The sequence below is a fragment of the Sphingorhabdus sp. EL138 genome, from assembly GCF_945890115.1.
GTDB lineage: Bacteria > Pseudomonadota > Alphaproteobacteria > Sphingomonadales > Sphingomonadaceae > Sphingorhabdus_B.
Map to the genome: position 1 here is coordinate 120,094 of NZ_CAMDCK010000002.1, position 18,354 is coordinate 138,447.

Here is an 18,354-nt window from a genome sequence, read left to right on the forward strand (position 1 = left end):
GCGTATGAAAAATGCGCTTCGCCTCCTCTTTGGACTCGCGATCATCTTTGGCGGACCTGCCGACGCCTTTGCAGCACCTGCGGGCGCGGAGCGGACGCAACCTTGGAATGCAGAGACATCTGATCTCGAGCCGGATGCCAGCATCATTTACGGGCGACTGTCCAATGGTTTGCGCTACGCCATTCGTCCCAATCACCGTCCGCAGAATCAGGTACTGGTCCGCATGACCATAGACTTTGGTTCTGCAGCCGAGGCGGAGAATGAGCAGGGTCTGGCCCATTTCATCGAACATATGGCCTTTAACGGCAGCGCTAATGTGCCTGAGGGCGAAATGGTCAAAATGCTTGAACGGCTTGGTCTGTCCTTTGGCGCGGATACCAATGCATCAACGGGCTACACGCAAACGCAGTATAAGCTTGATCTGCCAAAGGCCGACCCGCGTCTTATTGAACGCGCGCTGTTTTTGATGCGCGAGACTGCGCGGGAAATATCGTTTAATCCAGCGGCAGTTGACCGAGAGCGCGGCGTTATCTTGGCTGAAAAAAGCGCGCGCGAGAATTTTGGGTTTCAAAGCGTACGCGCGGCAAACAATCTGTTTTACCCAAGCACCTTCTACGCAACGCGATATCCCATCGGCACAGCCGAGGTCATACAAACCGCGTCGGCCGAGCGTATGCGCGCGCTTTATCGGACATATTATCGTCCGGACCGCATCAAAATCATCGTCGCAGGCCCGGTAGACCCGGTTGCCATTGAACGCGAATTGGTGGCAAAATTTGCCGACTGGCGCGTGGACGCGCCGCCATTGGGTGCAATTGACCAGTGCCTATTGGATACCAACCGCGCATTAACCGCGCAAAGCTTCGTGCATCCCGAAGTTACCGAGAGCATCAGTGTTCAGCAGTTTTTGCAGGACAAAAGGCGGCCTGACACCTTAGAACGGGCGATGGTTGAGCTCAAAATGGGCATCGCAAGCGCGATCATATCACGCCGCATGGCGCGTCGATCCCGCGAAGAAGACATTCCGTTTTTAGGTGGCGGTGTGACTTTCAACTTCGGCCTTTGCGACCAATATACAACCATCGGCTATGGCGTCACGGGCAAGGACAGCAGTTGGCGTTCGTTGCTCGCCTTCACCGAGCAAACTGTTCGCCAAGCCGTGGAATATGGGTTTGAAGAATCCGAGATTGCCGAACAGATAAAGGGTCTGGACGCACAATATGAAAACGCCGCCAAGGATGAAGGCACAGAATCAAGCGCCGCAATTGCAAACGCCTTGGTCAGTCTGGATGAGGACGTGCACAATTCCGACAGATATCGCCAATTGTTGTGGCGACAGATACGCCCGTTTATAACGCAGGCGGCGATCAATGCCGAACTTGCATTTTGGTTCCGCCAAATGGATCGACCGCAGATTTTCCTGACAGCAAAGCAGAGCGCGGCTATTCCCGAGGATGAAATAATAGCCGCTTATGCCGCCAGTATCGGCACGACAATCGCTGCGCCAGTGGCACGGGCGACATCGCGTTTTGCTTACACAGACTTCGGCTCCGCCGGAGCTGTTGTTGCAGACAAGACCATTGCAGACTTGGGCATTCGAACCATCCGCTTTGCCAATGGCGTATTGCTGAACCTTAAAAAAACCGATTTTGAAGACAATCGAGTCCGCTATTCGCTGCGCATTGATGGTGGCCAGCTGCATTTTGGCAAGGAAAATGCCGTCTTGGCCTTACTGATGTCGGCGACCTATGTTTCTGGCGGTCTTGAAGCCCATGATATTGAAGATCTGCGATCCATCTTGGCTGGAACAACGGTGTCCCCCGCATTCGGTGTTGCCGACAGATATTTTGGCGCAGCCGGTGCTGTGGCACCAGCGGATTTGGTGCGGCAATTGCAAGTCATGGCAGCATATACCACCCATCCGGGCTATTCGGAAAATGCCCTTCGCCTGTTTCGCCGTCCGCTGCCCGAATTATATGCGCGATTGGACGCTGTTCCGGGGTCCGCGCTTTCGGTCGCCATGTCGAGCATCGTGACCGATGATGATCCGCGCTTTACGCTGCCGCCTCTCAAGGCCTTACAGGGTGCAGATTTTGAAATGCTAAAGACGGTGTTGGGCGACGCATTAAAACAGAATCGCTTAGAAATCGCATTGGTCGGCGACTTGGATGAAGAAGCGGCCATCGCGGCTGTTGCAGGCAGTTTTGGAGCCCTCCCGACGCGCGCGAATGACGAGAGGGATTATAGCGCGCAACTTCAAACGGGCTGGAGCGCAAAGCGGGGGAATTTTGATATTCCCCATAATGGCGAGGCAAACCAGTTGGCGTGGCGCCGTATCTGGACAACCACGGGCGATAATGACCAGAAAACCTCCCAATCCATGGATCTTCTTGCACGCGTTGCGACGCTGCGCTTGACGGATGAATTACGCGAGAAATTGGGCGCAACTTATGGCGTCTCTGCAAATTCCGATATGTCCAACCTATATCTGCAGCGGGGCACATTTTCTATATCTACCGCTGGCGACCCCAAAGATATTGCGACCATAGAAACGACTGTCGACCAAGTCATATCGGCGTTGGTAAAGTCGCCTGTTGATCCAGACCTGTTCGAACGTGCCCGCAAGCCCGTTCTTGAAAGCTATGCCGATTGGAAAAAGCAAAACAACACTTGGCTGGGCGTCGCGGCAGAGACGCAGACAAACCCAGACAGACTCAACCGCTTCCGAAAAAGTGAGACCAATTTTGCATCGATAACGGCAAATGACCTGTGGGAACTGGCCAAGCAATATTTGGACAAGCCCGCAGAATTCACATTCCGCGCACTACCAGATGAAATGATCAGCGGTGGCGCAAAATCCGCCGAATAAAGTTTTAAGCCATTTCGTGCGGATGATGGTGACTCATATTTTTAAAAAGAGTTCGGCCATGGCATCAATAATGGCGGTGGAGTCGAGCCGATATTCGCTGTATAGATCCGGCAAATCGCCCGTCTGACCGAAACGATCCATGCCCAGCGGACTGACACGCATACCGTGCACGCCGCCCAACCAGGACAAAGCGCCGGGCGAACCGTCAATCACCGTCACAATGCCGGCATTGGGCGCCAATATGGATAACAAATCCTCTGCATGACATGTTTGCGTGTTCCGATCTGTCCAGCGCGCAGCCTTGCTTGCCGACCATTCACGATGCAGCACATCAGGCGAGGTCACGTTCAAAACGCCTAAGCCAGGGATATCATCGAGCATTTGTTCATATGCTGACAAAACCTCAGGCGCGATGGCCCCTGTAAAAATAATGGCCGCCTCCGCCCCTGCCGCAGGACGCCGCAACCAATATCCGCCCTTCAGGGCATCTGCCTCCCAATTCGTGTCGGCCCGCTCAACTTGCGCAACCTGACGCGTACTCAGCCGCAGATAGACAGAGCTTCCCTCTGGCTTTTGCAGATATTCAAACGCCCACCGCATGAATAAAGCGACTTCATCGGCATAAGCAGGTTCAAAATAGGCCAGACCCGGCTGCCCCATGCCAATCAACGGCGTGTTGATAGACTGATGCGCGCCGCCTTCTGGTCCTAAAGTCAAACCCGATGGGGTTCCGACCAGCAGAAAACGCGAATCTGAATAGCAACCATAATTCAGCGCATCGAGGCCACGGGCGATGAACGGATCATATACTGTACCAACCGGAATAAGCCGCGTACCGAAATGCGGTGCAGCCAGCCCCAGCGACGTCAGCAGCAAGAAGAAATTATTTTCCGCAATCCCCAGTTCAATATGCTGGCCCGCCGCATGTGCCGCCCATTTCTGGGCGGATGGAATTTTGGCCTCACGAAATATATCGGCCACGTCGGACCGGCGAAACAGCCCGCGCTGGTTTACAAATCCGCCAAGATTAGTCGTCTGCGTCACATCAGGCGCAGTGGTTACGATCCGGTCTGCAAGCTCTTCCGAAGATTTGGCTAGGTCGAGAAGCACATTGCCGAACGCTGCCTGCGTGGATTGTACATCGCCTGAGGGAACTGCGAAGCGGGCGGGCACATGTATCTGCGGCGATACGGGCTCTAATGGTTTGGCGGCAAGCACGCTGTCCCCAATGAAATTTTTCAGCCGAGCCGCCATATTGCCGCCGAGGCCGGCAAATGGTTCCCATTCTTCACCTGCTTCAATGCCCATGGACATGCGAAGCTGATCAATCTGACCGGGGTTCATCATCCCGGAATGATTGTCCTTATGTCCCGCCAGCGGCAGGCCATAACCCTTGACCGTATAAGCAATGAACAAGGTGGGCCGATCATCATCGGCACTGTCAAAGGCATCCATCAATGATTCGATGCAATGCCCACCCAAATTGGTCATCAGCGCGGCAAGACCGTCATCATCGAAACTATCGAGCAGCTTTTTCACATGCGGTTTGCCGCCAATATCTGCCATTAGGCGGGCACGCCAAGCCGCACCGCCCTGATAGGTAAGAACCGCAAATTCCGCATTGGGACAATTTTCGATCCAGTCCTCCAGTAATTTCCCTCCGGGTCGGGTGAAAACTGCACGTTGCAACTTGCCATGCTTTAAGGTGATGACCCGCCATCCCGTGGTCTCGAAAATATCGTCAAAGCGCCGAAACATCCGATCTGCTGTCGTGCTGTCGAGCGATTGCCGATTATAGTCGACCACCCACCAGCAGTTCCTGATGTCGTGCTTATACCCTTCAATGAGGCATTCGTAGATATTGCCTTCATCCAGCTCCGCATCGCCCATCAACGAAATCATCCGGCCTGCATTGCCCTCGTCTATCGATCCGTGGGCGATCAAATAGTCCTGAACTAGACTGGAAAAGGCGGTAATCGCAACGCCCAACCCCACGGAACCGGTGGAGAAATCCACTGGAATTTTATCCTTTGTCCGCGATGGGTAGCTTTGCGCGCCGCCAAGGGCGCGGAATTGTTGCAATTGCTCCAGCGATTGATTGCCCAGAAGATAATGGATGGCTTGCAGCACTGGCCCCGCATGTGGCTTGACGGAAACCTTGTCATTTGGGCGCAGCGCATGAAAATAAAGTGCCGCCATAATCGCCGTCATGGAAGCACAGCTTGCCTGATGCCCGCCAACCTTCAACCCATCCCGCTTTGGCCGGATATGGTTGGCATTGTGTACGGTCCAAGAGGCCAGCCAACGCAGCCGCGAGTCGAGCGTTGTGATCGCAGCTATCTTCTCTTCACGCGTGTCGGTGACAATATTGGCCATGGCTATTTTCCGCTTAAATCAAAGCAAGACTTTAGCCAGCACTCCCGAGCATGTCCTTGCGTATCAAAACGGTATATGCCATTTATTTGATAGATTATGCTGAAATAATATAAATTAGGTTTATAATATGCCAAAAAATGCGCTAGATGCAATTGACCGCAAGATTATCGACGGCCTTCAATCGGATGGCCGAATGTCCAATCAGGAATTGTCTGAACGGGTTGGCCTATCGCCCAGCCCCTGCCTGCGCCGCGTCCGCCAGTTGGAGGCTGACGGCACGATTACACGCTATGTTGCGCTGGTTGATCCGGATAAGGTCGGATTGTCCGTGACGGCATTTGTTCGGGTACGCCTCGACCAACAAGATGACCGGCATTTGGAGGATTTTGAAACCGCCGTAGCGAGCTTTCCGGAGGTTATGGAATGCTATCTGATGACAGGCGAGGCGGACTATCAATTGCGGATATTGGTCGCGTCCCTGACACAGTTTGAGGACTTTCTGCGCCACCGGCTAACGCGGGTGAAGGGCGTTGCCAATGTCACCACCAGCTTTGCGCTTCGGCCTGTCATTTACAAGACGTCAGTTCCCACTTTGCAAGCAGATCTATGACTACATAGCAGCCTGCATATGAGGCCCATATAAAATTTTCCGGACACAACAATCTTTTCAATCGAGAATGACGGTATTACGGTCGCATAAGGGCTAAATACCCGTTGGTGGAGTGACGTGATGAAACTGGAAAATGACCCCCTCGCTGCATTTTGGATGCCGTTTACGGCAAACCGCGCGTTTAAGACGACGCCGCGGCAGCTAAAATCTGCGAAGGACATGCATTATACCAGCGATGATGGACGGCAGATCCTTGACGGCACAGCCGGGCTATGGGCGGTCAATGCCGGTCACTGCCGCCCACCCATTGTCGAAGCAATCCAGAAATGCGCAGCAGAGCTTGATTACGCCCCACCATTCCAATTGGGACATCCGCTGGCGTTTGAACTGGCTTCGCGCCTCGCAACGCTTATGCCAGAAGGCCTTGATCGGATATTCTTTACCAACTCGGGTTCTGAATCGGTCGATACGGCTCTCAAAATTGCGCTCGCTTACCAACGCGCAATTGGCCAAGGCACACGTACCCGCCTGATCGGGCGCGAACGCGGCTATAATGGCGTCGGCTTTGGTGGTATTTCGGTTGGCGGCATCGTCAACAACCGGCGGCAATTTGGCACCCTGCTGACGGGTGTTGACCATCTGCCGCACACCCATAATCTTGAACATAACGCCTTTACCATGGGCCGACCTGAATGGGGCGCGCATTTGGCGGACAATCTGGAGGCCATTGTCGCGCTGCATGGCGCGGAGACCATTGCGGCGGTCATTGTCGAACCCATGGCGGGTTCAACTGGCGTTTTGGTGCCGCCGATTGGCTATCTCGAAAAATTGCGTGAGATTACGCGCAAGCATGGCATCGTGCTTATATTTGACGAGGTCATCACCGCTTTTGGCCGTGTCGGCGGCACGACCGCTTCAGAAACGTTAGGCGTGACGCCTGACATTATTACGATGGCAAAGGGCCTGACAAATGCCGCCGTGCCGATGGGCGCTGTCGCCGTTAGCCGCCATATCCACGACGGCGTAGTCGAAGGCGGCCCCGACGGTATCGAATTGTTCCACGGCTACACTTATTCAGGTCACCCCTTGGCCGCAGCAGCAGCCTTGGCAACTTTGGACCTTTACAAATCGGAAGGCATTTTCGAACATGCTGGTTCGCTCCACGGCTATTGGCAGGATGCGGTGCACAGCCTGAGGGGCAAAAAACATGTCATCGACATCCGCAATATGGGCATCGTTGCGGCTGTAGAACTTGCGCCGCATGCGGCTGGCGTTGGCAAGCGCGGCATGCAATTGTTCCACAAATGCTTCGACAATGGGGTGCTCGTGCGTGCGACGGGGGATATCATTGCGCTGTCACCGCCGCTCATCCTGCAAAAAAGCCATATCGATGAAATCGTCGGACGCATTGCCGAATTGATCGAAACCGTCGATTAAAGCGACAAGACGATCTTTCCGACATGCTGCTTCGTCAAAAACGCTTCCTGCGCTTTGACAATGTCAGATAGGTCATATGTCGCGGCTACCACTGGCCGGATTTCGCCGCGCTCAATATAAGAGACAAGGTTTTGGAACACTTCCGGTTCTAAAACCGTGCAACCAATCAGCCGCAAATCTTTAAGGTACAAAGTCCGCAGATCAAGGTCGACAATGGGGCCCGATATGGCACCTGAGACGCCATAGCGACCGCCGCGTTTCAAGACGTTTAGGATGCTGCCGAACTGCGATCCTCCCACAATATCGACAACGGCATCGAAATGTTCCTGCCCAAATAAAGCTTCAAGATTTGCATCGCGCGGAACCACCCGAGACGCGCCCAGCGACCGAACAATTTCCGTCTTGGCGTCAGCAGCCAAAGCGGTCACCTCGGCACCACGCCTTTTGGCAAGTTGTACCGCAGCGGAGCCAACACCGCCCGATGCCCCAGTGATCAGCACGCGTTCGCCCGCCTGCACATTAATCCGCGTCAGGATATTTTCTGCGGTTCCATAAGCGCACGGGAAGCTTGCCAGCTCAATATCGGACAGCCCCGAAACAACGCGGTGCGCATGGATGGACGGGACGCACGTATAATCGGCAAAGCCACCATCGACTTCAGAACCGAAATAGAGAATGTCGAACCGACCCGCGCCGCGAAAAACCGGCTCAACCAACACGCGTTCACCAATGCGCGCCGGGTCGACCTCATCGCCCACCGCCACAATCCGGCCACAGGCATCCGCACCCTGAATGCGTGGAAATTGAAACGCCGCCCCCGACCAGCCGTCATCCTGCGCACCGGCGATCCCAGACGCGGCGCCCACGTCCGTCGCCTCTGCCACCGCCTTTGAGTACCAGCCGATGCGGGTGTTGATATCGGTATTATTAACGCCCGCTGCCGCAACGCGGATCAACACATCCTTCGGCCCCATTATAGGCACCGGAACGTCATCCCGAAAATCCAGCTTGTCATAGCCGCCATGGCCGGTCAGCAAAACCGCGCGCATGTTGGCGGCTATTGTCACCCGGCGCGATCCAGTCCGAATTGGTTGAGATACCATTTCTGGAAGTTCAGCACGCTGCCTTCTTGATCAGAATAGCGACCTGGACGATAGCGGCTGGACATGATGCCCGCCTGATTGTTTTCGGTTATGACTTTGTCCTGCGTCGTTGTGGCATGATAGCCCCAGATCATCTTTTCAATGTCGACGTCCGCTTCGGTCGCGCGTCCATCCACCAGCCAGATCATCTCGACATCCGTCGCCAATGCGCCACGCGGGGTAAATTGGAACAGGATCGCAAAATGATCATCGGCAACAATCTGGCTGAACGGGCTGAAGCTTAAGTGCATCCGTCCGCCATCGGCTTTCCTGCGCTTACCCATTAGCGGAGCAGGCGCCGTGCCGTCTTGCGTTTCCGACGCCCAGCCGTCTTTGTTCATCCGTTGCATCAGCAGGCGCAAATGGCTGCTATCGGGTGCCTCATCAATGGTGCCAATCGGCCGACCTGCGGCGGCGGCGCTTTCTTCCCAAGCCTGTAACTTTGGCGCAAAGCTTGCGATGGCATCGGCTGGCCCGGAACTTGGTCCAGCTCCAACGGCAACAATCGATTCCGATGCATGCATCGAGCAGAATTCGGGATGCGACGGCACGCAATGATAGCATTCAAAGAAATTTTCCACGACCAGTTTCCAATTGGCGGTCGTGGGATAACTGCCCGCATGCGCAATGCGCGCATCTGCAAAGCCGTGATAATCGAGAATGGCCCCCATATCACCGAAGGTAGCGTCAAAATCGACTGGCTCATCTTCGCTCATATTGATGAAGATAAGGCCGTGGAACACGCGGATATGGCATGCGAACAGGCTGTTTTCCGCCTTATCGAAATCTTCGGGCATCAGCCGCGCCGAAATCAACCGCCCATCAAGGCCAAAGGTCCACGCGTGATAAGGGCACACCAGACGCGGTGCATTGCCGCTTTCCAACTGGCAAATGGTTGATCCACGATGGCGGCAGACGTTGAAGAAGGCACGGACGCTGTCGGCATTTTCACGAATGACAATGATCTGTTCATTGCCAACCCGAAACAGGAAATAATCACCCTTATTGGGGATACGCGACACATGACCGGCTAGCAGCCATTTCTGGCTAATGACTTGGTCGAAATCCGCCTTGAACACCGCGTCGCTAGTGTAAAATTCTTGATCAAAGCTATACCCGACCTGCGTCTTTGCGGCGAGCTGTTGCATGATGGCATGTGAAGTCTCAGTCATCAGATTTTGATCCGTGCATTTGAGGGGTCATAAAGGGGCTTGAGCGAGGCGGTTACAGGGTAACGCACGCCCGCAATTTCGATTTCATAATCATCCGCGCCAATCGGGCCGACAACGCCGCCATCTGCCGCAGTCACATAGCCAAGGCCACAGGATGCGCCGAGCGTATGGGCATACATGCCAGAGCGGATATAGCCCGCAATCCGGTTCCCCTGCCAGATGGGCTCATTATGATAGAGCATCGGTTCTGGCGATTTCAGCAGGAATTGAACGAGGCGTTGCTTCAGCCCCTCTTCCTTCTGCTTCACCAGCGCCTCTTGTCCGATAAAGCCGCCAAATTTGTCCATCTTCACGGCAAAGCCAAGTCCAGCCTCCAAGGGCGTGTCTTCGTCGGTGATGTCATGGCCCCAATGGCGATAGGCCTTTTCCATGCGCAGGGCATTAAGCGCGTGATAGCCACAATGCTTCAAGCCGAAATTGGCCCCTGCTGCGACAATCTCATCATAAACGCCCGTCATGAACTCGGTCGGGATGTAAAGCTCCCAACCCAATTCCCCGACATAGGTGATCCGCGAGGCACGCACGATGGCATAGCCAAGTTCGATTTCCTGCGATGTCGCAAAGGGAAACGCCTCATGCGACAGATCATTGGGGCAAATCGATTGAAGCAGCGCACGCGCATTTGGTCCCATGATGGAAATGACGCCCATGGCGGAGGAGATATTGGTCAAAATGGCATGCGCATCATCCGGAATATGCCGCGACAGCCAGTTAAAATCCTTGATCTCGGTCTCGGCCCCAGTGACAATGAGATAGGCCGTCTGCGACAGCCGCGTGACGGTAAGGTCGGCTTCAATCCCACCCTTGTCATTCAACCATTGGGTATAGACAAGCTTGCCTGGCGCGACATCCACATCATTGGCGCACACGCGGTTCAGAACAGCACAAGCATCGCGGCCTTCCAACCGGAATTTGGCAAAGGAGCTTTGGTCAAACAGCCCCACGGCCTCACGCACCGCTTTGCACTCTTCGGCATTGGCCTCAAACCAGTTTTGGCGGCCATAGCTATATGCATATTTGGGCGTGCTGCCGGGTTCGCCATACCAATTGGGCCGCTCCCAGCCAAAGGCTTCGCCATGGCAAGCGCCCGCCGCGACCAGCCGATCATGAATGGCAGAGCGGCGGACGCCACGCGCGGTTTCATATTGCTTGAACGGATAATGCGTTGCGTACAGCAGACCAAGGCTTTCGGTCACGCGCTCACGCAGATATTTGCGGTTAATCTGGAACGGCATGTTGCGGCGAATATCGACCGTCCACAGGTCAGCAGGCGGAATCCCGTCGCGAATCCAGTCGGCCATGACCTTGCCAACGCCGCCTGCGGATTGCAGGCCGATGGAATTGAGGCCAGCCGCCACAAAACAGCCCTTCAGCTCGGCGCTTTCGCCCAGATGATAGCGCACATCTGGCGTGAAGCTTTCCGGCCCGCAGAAGAATTTCTGGATGCCCGCTTTTTCCAACGCAGGCACGCGCCGCATGGCATCCATCAACAGGGGCTCGAAATGCTCAAAGCTGCCAGCGATTTCGTCAAAGCAGAAATCTTCTGAAATGCCGTCCATGCCCCAAGGCCGCGCATTGGGTTCAAAGGCCCCAACCAGCAGCTTGCCCGCATCATATTTATAATAGCCGCAATAATCATAGTCGCGCAGCACGGGGAGCGTATTGTCGATCCCTTCCACGCCTTCAAACAGAACATAATAATGCTCGCACGCATGCAAGGGTGCGGCAACGCCAATGCTCGCCGCCAGATCGCGCGTCCACATGCCGCCGCAAATCACCACATAATCGGCGTCAATCGAACCGTCTGCCGTATCAACGCCAGTGACCCTGTCGCCATTGTGGCGGATTTTGGTGACTTTGGTATTCTCAAATATTTTCGCCCCGCCTGTGCGTGCGCCCTTGGCAAGCGCCTGTGTGATATCAACGGCATTGGCATAGCCATCACTTGGGATGTGGATGCCGCCGACAACATCATCGACATTAACGATGCTCGCGAGCTCTTTGATTTCTTGGGGCGTTACCACATGGACGGGTAGATCAAACACTTTCGCCATAGAGGCGCTGCGCTTCAGTTCCTCAAAACGCTCTGCATTGGTTGCCATCGAAATGGACCCGCACTGGCGATAGCCTGTGGCTTGGCCGGTTTCCGCCTCAAGCCCGCGATAGAGCTCGCCAGTATATTTGGCGAGCTTGGTCATGTTGATGGACGGACGCAATTGCCCCACCAAGCCAGCCGCGTGCCATGTTGTCCCGCTGGTCAGTTGCTTGCGTTCCAGCAAAACAACATCGTCCCAGCCAATCTTGGTCAGGTGATAAGCAATGGAGCAGCCAATAACGCCACCACCAACGATGACCACCCGCGCCTTTTTGGGAAGTTCAGCCACTATCTTACACCTTCATTTTTGCGTTATCGGCATCATATGCGGGATGCTCCAGCACCGTTCCAACCCGCCGTTCGCCCTGCAGCATGATGTCGAAACGTGACCCTGGCGCAGCATTTTCAAGCGGCACGCAGGCAAAGAACAGGCTCTTCCCCACGCGGTGGCCATAACCACCCGACGTCGTCAGACCGATGCATTGATCGCCAACCAAACATGGTTCCGCGCCGCGCACATCGACATTGGAGGCATCCACCTCACCATAGACAATGCGGAAACGGTCCGGCGCATCCAGCGTTGCCTGCTTGCCGACAAAGTCATCCTTGTTAAAATTGATGAAGCGCGGCATGTCGGCCTCAATCATTGTCAATTCGTTGGTGAGCTCCGAGCCCCAAGCCTTATAGCCCTTTTCGACCCGCATCGTGTTTGCGGCGTAAAGGCCGTAATTGACGATGCCATATTCCTGTCCAGCGTCCCAAACGGCATCATAGAGCGCCGCAAGATCCTCCATCGCCGGATGCAGTTCCCACCCAAGCTCACCTGCATAAGACACCCGCAATGCACGCATTTTGATGCCTGCGATTGTAATTTCCTGACCACTTAACCAGCGGAAACCTGCATTCGTTAAATCCGCATTGGTAAGCTTTGCCAACACATCGCGCGAACGCGGGCCATTCATCACTAGAACGCCCAAGTCCATCGTCAAATTGCGGATGGTGACATCCTCGTGCGGCAATTTGCTATGTATCAGCAAATCCCAATCGCGTTGCTCGGCAGCGGCGGCGGACAGGCAGTAAAAATGATCATCGGCAAAGCGCGTGACCGTCATTTCGCCATAGATGCGACCTTGCACCGACAAGGGGTGTACCAAGCCAATGCCGCCCAATTTCTTTGGCATGCGGTTGGCACAAATACGATTGAGGAAAGCCTCCGCATCGGGCCCGCTTACGTCATATTTGGCAAAGCCGGACAGATCGAGCACGCCGACGCCTTCGGCAACAGCCTTCACTTCGGCGGCAACCGCGTCGAAGCTATTGGTGCGTTGGTAGCCGCCTTGTTCCTCGGCCCCGTCAAGCGCGAAATATTTGGGTCGTTCCCAGCCATAGGTTTCGCCATAGACTGCGCCAGCAGACAACAACTTGCCATATAATGCGCTGGTCTTTTGTGGACGACCGTCGGGCTCTTCTTCGCCGGGAAGCCGCGTTGTAAATGTCATCCGATAATCCAAGAATACCTTGTCGCGGCTATAATTTTCATCGGCATAAGGACCATAACGGCGCGGGTCGAACTCGGTCATGTTGATGTCGGCATCACCAAACACCATCCATTGCGCCATATATTTGCCCGCACCGCCGCCTTGCGCGATCCCAAAGCTGGTGCCGCAGCAATGCCAGAAATTCTTAAGGCCAATAGCTGGCCCCAATAATGGTCCGCCATCTGGGGTATGCGGGATAGCGCCATTGACAAATCGCCGCAGGCCAACCTCGCCAAATATCGGCATCCGCTCAATCGCGCGTTCAAGCCATGGGGCAATCCGTTCCAGATCCTCGGGGAACAACTCGCTGGTCGAATCCCATTCAGGGTGCCCGCCGCGCGGTGCCCACGCCTCGGCCAAGCCCGTAGTTTCATACACGCCGATCAGGCCGCTTTTCTGTTCCTGCCGGAAATAGCCGGAAACATGCGGGCAGCGCATGACGGGGATTTCCTCGTCACGATCCTTAAAGGCAGGGATGGGATCGGTGACGACATAATGATGTTCCATATTCGTCACCGGAATATCGATACCTGCCATTTGCGCGATTTGCCGCGCATAGCAACCTGCGGCATTGACGACGATTTCTGCTCTAATAATACCTTTTTCGGTTTCGACGTCCCATTCGCCCGTCGGCAATTGGGTCAGCCCCGTCACACGGTTTTTGCGCACAATCTGTGCGCCCATGTTTTTTGCGCCAATGGCAAGCGCATTGCAGATACCCGAAGGATCAGCATGTCCGTCTTCGGTTGTACGCGCGCCAGCAATGACCCCGTCGAGCGTCATAAACGGATTATGACGCAGGATTTCCTCTGGCGGGATGATTTCCATTTCAAAGCCGATGATTTTAGAAAAACCCTCGATATAGCGCATCCACGCCAACTCGCGCTCGTTGGTCGCAAGGCGAATGCCGCCGGATTTGTGCCAACTTACATATTGTCCCGTCAGCCCTTCAAGCTTCGGATATAGCTGATTGCTATAGGCATGCATTTTCGCGAGGTTGTAACTGCCCGTAATATTCGGGCATTGCCCGGCGGCGTGCCAAGTCGAACCGGACGTCAGCTCATCCTTTTCAATCAACAAGCAGTCGGTCCATCCAAGCTCGGCAAGATGGTAAAGCAGCGAAGCACCCATTATGCCCCCGCCAATGATGACAACCCGCGCCGATGTTTGCATGACAGCCGTGCTCCTTTAGGCATTAAATTCGTTGAACCTTATGGCGGGTTCAAGGTCAGGCACAAATGGGGAATATGACGAGATCGGTTAAAAAAATTTTTGGATCACAACCGCCGCTCTCTGTAAGGAAGGTAAGGCAATATTCTAATGAGAAGGTGCAGTATGCGGGTTGTATTGGTGACGGGTGCTGCACAAGGGGTCGGCTATGCGACTGCAAAGACGTTTGCCGCGATGGGATATCATGTCGTCCTGACAGATTTGCAGCCGCTGGATTCGCAAATCGCCACGCTATCGGCGCTTGGGGGTAGCGTGTCCGCCCTGTCAGGTGACATTTCTTCGGAAGCTTTCGTTGCCGAACTGGCCGAAAAAACTGCGCGCGAACATGCGGCAGTCGACGTCCTTGTTAATAATGCGGGTATCAGCATGATCTGCCCTGCCGAAGACACCAGCCTTGACCAATGGCAGCGCGTTATGAACATCAATCTAACCGGACCGTTTTTATTGTGCCGTGAAATCGGCAAGCAAATGCTGGCGCGGCGGCAAGGCAATATTGTCAACGTCGCCTCAATCGCCGGATTGCACGGTGTTATTGATCGATCGGCTTATAACGCATCAAAGCATGGTTTGATTGGTTTAACGCGCACACTTGCCGCCGAATGGGGCAGTCGCGGCGTGCGCGTCAACGCTGTATGTCCCGGCTGGATCAAAACTGAAATGGACGAAGCGGACCAAGGTTCGGGTGCCTATTCCGATGCAGACATTATCAACCGCGTGCCTATGGCCCGTTTTGCAAAACCCGAAGATGTTGCGCGCGCCATTGCATTTCTGGCACATGCAGACAGCTTTATAAATGGCGTTAGCCTCCCCGTGGACGGCGGATGGGTCGCGGATGCCAGTTGGGATGATCTTCGTTTGAAAAAACGCTGAAGGATTTTGGATGGCCTTGCGGAAACGCGGTCCTCCTTACACCGTCATAGCACCGTCACAGTTGACATCTACGGTTAAACCGTCTGGGATATCATCTTAACTGTAAAGCGAAGCTCAATGGCAGCCATTTCCATTTCGATCCGGAAGATAGATTTTCAGGCCTATGTCCTATGCATGGTCCGAGTGCTTTGGATCGCGCTGCCGTTGTTGGTTTTGTTACCACTTCACCTTATCTGGCATGTGCTGAAGCTGCCTTCGCCATGGGCTATGTTGTTCCTGCGCATATCCGCACGTGCACTGGGCGCGCGTGTTACGGTTTACGGAAATCCGTTGCGCAGAGATGTATTCTTTGTCGCCAACCATATCTCGTGGCACGATATACCTATTTTGGCGGGGATCACCGGAACTTCTTTTGTAGCGCAGGATGGCGTCAGGGATTGGCCCGTGATTGGCTGGCTGGCAAAACTGAACCGCACCATTTTCATCAGCCGCACCGAAAAACAAAATGTTGCCCAGCAAGTGGCCGAATTGCGCGAAGCGATTGCAGAGAATTGGTCCGTAACGCTGTTTCCAGAAGGCACGACGTCCGATGGACGTGGGCTTTTACCGTTCAAACAGTCCTTGTTTGCGACGCTGGCTCCGCCACCCAAACCAATGATGGTTCAACCTGTGTTGATCGATTTCGGAAATGACGGCCCAGACATAGCTTGGCTGGGTGAAGAAACGGGTTGGGAAAGTGCGTGGCGGGCGTTTACGCGGCCCGGCAGCTATGATGTTGGCGTACATTTTCTCGAACCGTTCGACCCCGGCGCGCTTGCTGACCGAAAGCTGTTGTGCGCCCTTGCGCGGTCACGGCTGGCCGAGGCATTATCTGCAAGGCTTGGTTACGAAGTACGCTAAAGCAACCCGTCACGCCGCCATCCGTTTAAGAATAGCAAAATAATTCACCCAATCGGCCAAATTTTTCAATTGTGGCCGCGCATCGACGGCGCTCTAACTTTTTCAATCGGCGGGTAACGCTTTTTGAAAAACAACTGGGTGTAATCATGAAAATCGGATTTATCGGGCTTGGCAATGTCGGCGGGAAACTGGCGGGAAGCCTTATCCGTAACGGACATGACGTAACTGTCCGTGATCTTGATGATGCTTTAGTCGCCGAATATGTCGCGCGCGGCGCGTCATCGGCGGCCTCACCCAAGTTATTGGGCGAAGCTGTTGATTTAATTATCACCTGCCTGCCATCACCTGCCGCCAGTGCTGCGGTCGCAGAGGGCGCAGATGGCTTTTTGCAAGTTATGCGCCCAGGGCAAGTTTGGCTTGAAATGAGCACCACCGATTATAGTGAAGTCATACGGCTCGGCGCGCTCGTCGAAGCGCGCGGCGCGATGTTCATGGAATGCCCCGTTTCCGGCGGCTGTCACCGTGCCGACACGGGCAATATCGCCATTTTTGCAGGCGGCCCTCGGGCTGCATTTGACTTTGTTTTGCCCGTTTTGACAACGATGGGGCGCCGCATATTGCACACAGGCGATCTGGGGACCGCATCGCAACTAAAGGTAATGACGAATTATCTATGCACCGTGCATCTCGTTGCGCTGGCTGAGGCGTTGACGACATGCAAGGCGATCGGCCTTGACATGAACACAACATATGAAGCGATCCGGATTTCATCCGGCAACAGCTTTGTCCATGAAACCGAAAGTCAGGTCATCCTCAACGGAAGCCGCGACATTAACTTTACGATGGATCTGGTCAGCAAGGATGTCGGCCTGTTCGACAAAATTGCGCATTCTGCCAATGTACCTGTCGAGCTATCACCACTTATCGTCAAGATATTCAAAGAGGGTGAGGCAGCCTACGGTCCGCGTGAGTTTTCACCGAATATCATCCGCCGCTATGAAGAGCCGTTGGGCCTTAAGGTGCTCGGTACGGGCTTCCCTGCTGATATGATCGACGATGAACCCGAAGAGCCCGGCTACGAGGTCGTTGCCAAACGCTAAACGGCCGCAGCCGCCGTCCGGCTATCGGAAACATTTTTATACACCCAATCCATAAAAGTCCGGATGCGCAGATTTTCTCGCATGTCTTTGCGGCAAATTAACCCCCATGCACCCGGGCAAATGGCCTTATGATCGATAGGCTGCACCAGCCGTCCGGCAGCTAGATCCTGATCCACAAATGGCCCGTTGACCAGCGCGATCCCCTCACCGTTGAGCGCCATTTCAAGCGCAACAGCCAGGGTATCAACCATCAGATATGGCACGGATGGTTCAAACGCGGCACCAGCGGACGCAAACCACGTCTCCCAATTTTGCACTTCGGTGTAAATCGCGACAAGCGGCTTGGTCATCAATTGTTGTGATGTCGGTTTTTGGCCCATGGCCGCGGCGACCTCAGGACTACATACCGGGAACAACGCATATTCATATAGCGGCACCCAATGAAACTTGGCTGGATCGGGTTCGGTTGCGCAATAGACCAGCCCCACATCCGCATGCACATCATCAAACTCCCATTCAACCGCGCATGTATTGAGCGTGAGTTTGATTTCGGGATGGTCGGCCAGAAATTGCGGCACGCGCTTCGCAAGCCAGCGGATTGATGCCGTCACATAGGTTTGCACCCGAAGCGGCTTATCCAGGGCATTGCGATGAACTTCTTCGACGCCCTCCAGCAATGATTCAAACGCGGCCCGCACATAAGGGTAAAGCACCTTGCCCTCTTCGGTCGAGACAATATGGCGTCCTTCTTGAACGAACAAAGTGACGCCAAGTGCATCTTCGATGAGTTGAACTTGATGGCTGACCGCAGGGTGCGTGAGGCAAAGCTCATCGGCCGCGTCGCGGATACTTTGGTGACGCGTCGCCGCTTCAAAACCTTTAAGCGCTTTTAAAGGCGGCAATTGCTTAAGATCAATCTTCGGATGCATTGCCACTCCCTCCCCAGATTCGCGCG

General features: G+C 54.6%; 12 protein-coding genes. 6 read left to right on the forward strand and 6 right to left on the reverse strand.

The genetic code is table 11. The annotated features are described in order from the left end of the window. The first annotated feature begins 4 nt into the window (after positions 1-4). Positions 5-2,869: a pitrilysin family protein gene (locus Q0O07_RS01735; RefSeq protein WP_295489610.1), complete on the forward strand. Its 2,865-nt coding sequence runs from the start codon at positions 5-7 to the stop codon at positions 2,867-2,869. 33 nt (positions 2,870-2,902) lie between these two features. Here Q0O07_RS01735 and Q0O07_RS01740 read toward each other — a convergent pair whose 3' ends face one another. Then, positions 2,903-5,245: a transketolase gene (locus Q0O07_RS01740; RefSeq protein ID WP_295489613.1), complete on the reverse strand. Its 2,343-nt coding sequence runs from the start codon at positions 5,243-5,245 to the stop codon at positions 2,903-2,905. Between the two features lie 127 nt (positions 5,246-5,372). On the opposite strand from Q0O07_RS01740, the gene Q0O07_RS01745 reads away from it, so the two are divergent. Beyond that, positions 5,373-5,855 carry an Lrp/AsnC family transcriptional regulator gene (locus tag Q0O07_RS01745; protein ID WP_295489616.1) on the forward strand — a complete coding sequence of 161 codons (483 nt, stop codon included), beginning with the start codon at positions 5,373-5,375 and terminating at the stop codon, positions 5,853-5,855. Between the two features lie 120 nt (positions 5,856-5,975). After that, on the forward strand, positions 5,976-7,292 hold the full coding sequence (locus Q0O07_RS01750; protein WP_295489619.1) for an aspartate aminotransferase family protein: 1,317 nt from the start codon (positions 5,976-5,978) through the stop codon (positions 7,290-7,292). Here Q0O07_RS01750 and Q0O07_RS01755 read toward each other — a convergent pair. Genes Q0O07_RS01755 through Q0O07_RS01770 form a run of 4 tightly spaced genes read right to left on the reverse strand, consistent with a single transcriptional unit; the run spans position 7,289 to position 14,472 of the window. Continuing rightward, entirely contained in the window at positions 7,289-8,359 is a 1,071-nt protein-coding gene (locus Q0O07_RS01755; protein ID WP_295489622.1) for an alcohol dehydrogenase family protein, read from the reverse strand. The genes Q0O07_RS01750 and Q0O07_RS01755 overlap by 4 nt on opposite strands. Further along, entirely contained in the window at positions 8,356-9,606 is a 1,251-nt protein-coding gene (locus Q0O07_RS01760; protein ID WP_295489623.1) for an aromatic ring-hydroxylating dioxygenase subunit alpha, read from the reverse strand. The genes Q0O07_RS01755 and Q0O07_RS01760 overlap by 4 nt, the downstream gene beginning before the upstream one ends. Continuing rightward, positions 9,606-12,050, reverse strand: a complete 2,445-nt coding sequence (locus Q0O07_RS01765; protein WP_295489626.1) for an FAD-dependent oxidoreductase — start codon at positions 12,048-12,050, stop codon at positions 9,606-9,608. The genes Q0O07_RS01760 and Q0O07_RS01765 overlap by 1 nt, the downstream gene beginning before the upstream one ends. 4 nt (positions 12,051-12,054) lie before the next feature. Next, a complete protein-coding gene (locus Q0O07_RS01770; RefSeq protein ID WP_295489628.1) occupies positions 12,055-14,472 on the reverse strand; it encodes an FAD-dependent oxidoreductase in 2,418 nt (805 codons plus the stop codon). A gap of 162 nt (positions 14,473-14,634) precedes the next feature. On the opposite strand from Q0O07_RS01770, the gene Q0O07_RS01775 reads away from it, so the two are divergent. The 3 genes from Q0O07_RS01775 to Q0O07_RS01785 all read left to right on the forward strand — a co-directional run bounded on the left by Q0O07_RS01775 (position 14,635) and on the right by Q0O07_RS01785 (position 17,399). Beyond that, the gene (locus Q0O07_RS01775; protein ID WP_295489630.1) at positions 14,635-15,399 is read left to right on the forward strand and encodes an SDR family NAD(P)-dependent oxidoreductase; all 765 of its coding nucleotides are present in this window, start codon (positions 14,635-14,637) and stop codon (positions 15,397-15,399) included. Positions 15,400-15,516: 117 nt separating this feature from the next. Then, positions 15,517-16,299 carry a 1-acyl-sn-glycerol-3-phosphate acyltransferase gene (locus Q0O07_RS01780; protein ID WP_295489632.1) on the forward strand — a complete coding sequence of 261 codons (783 nt, stop codon included), beginning with the start codon at positions 15,517-15,519 and terminating at the stop codon, positions 16,297-16,299. A 146-nt stretch (positions 16,300-16,445) separates the two neighbouring features. Beyond that, positions 16,446-17,399 carry an NAD(P)-dependent oxidoreductase gene (locus Q0O07_RS01785; RefSeq protein ID WP_295489635.1) on the forward strand — a complete coding sequence of 318 codons (954 nt, stop codon included), beginning with the start codon at positions 16,446-16,448 and terminating at the stop codon, positions 17,397-17,399. On the opposite strand, the gene Q0O07_RS01790 is transcribed toward Q0O07_RS01785, so the two are convergent. Then, positions 17,396-18,328 (reverse strand): LysR substrate-binding domain-containing protein, encoded by a 933-nt coding sequence (locus Q0O07_RS01790; RefSeq protein ID WP_295489637.1) that lies wholly within the window; start codon positions 18,326-18,328, stop codon positions 17,396-17,398. The genes Q0O07_RS01785 and Q0O07_RS01790 overlap by 4 nt on opposite strands. Positions 18,329-18,354 lie beyond the last annotated feature (26 nt).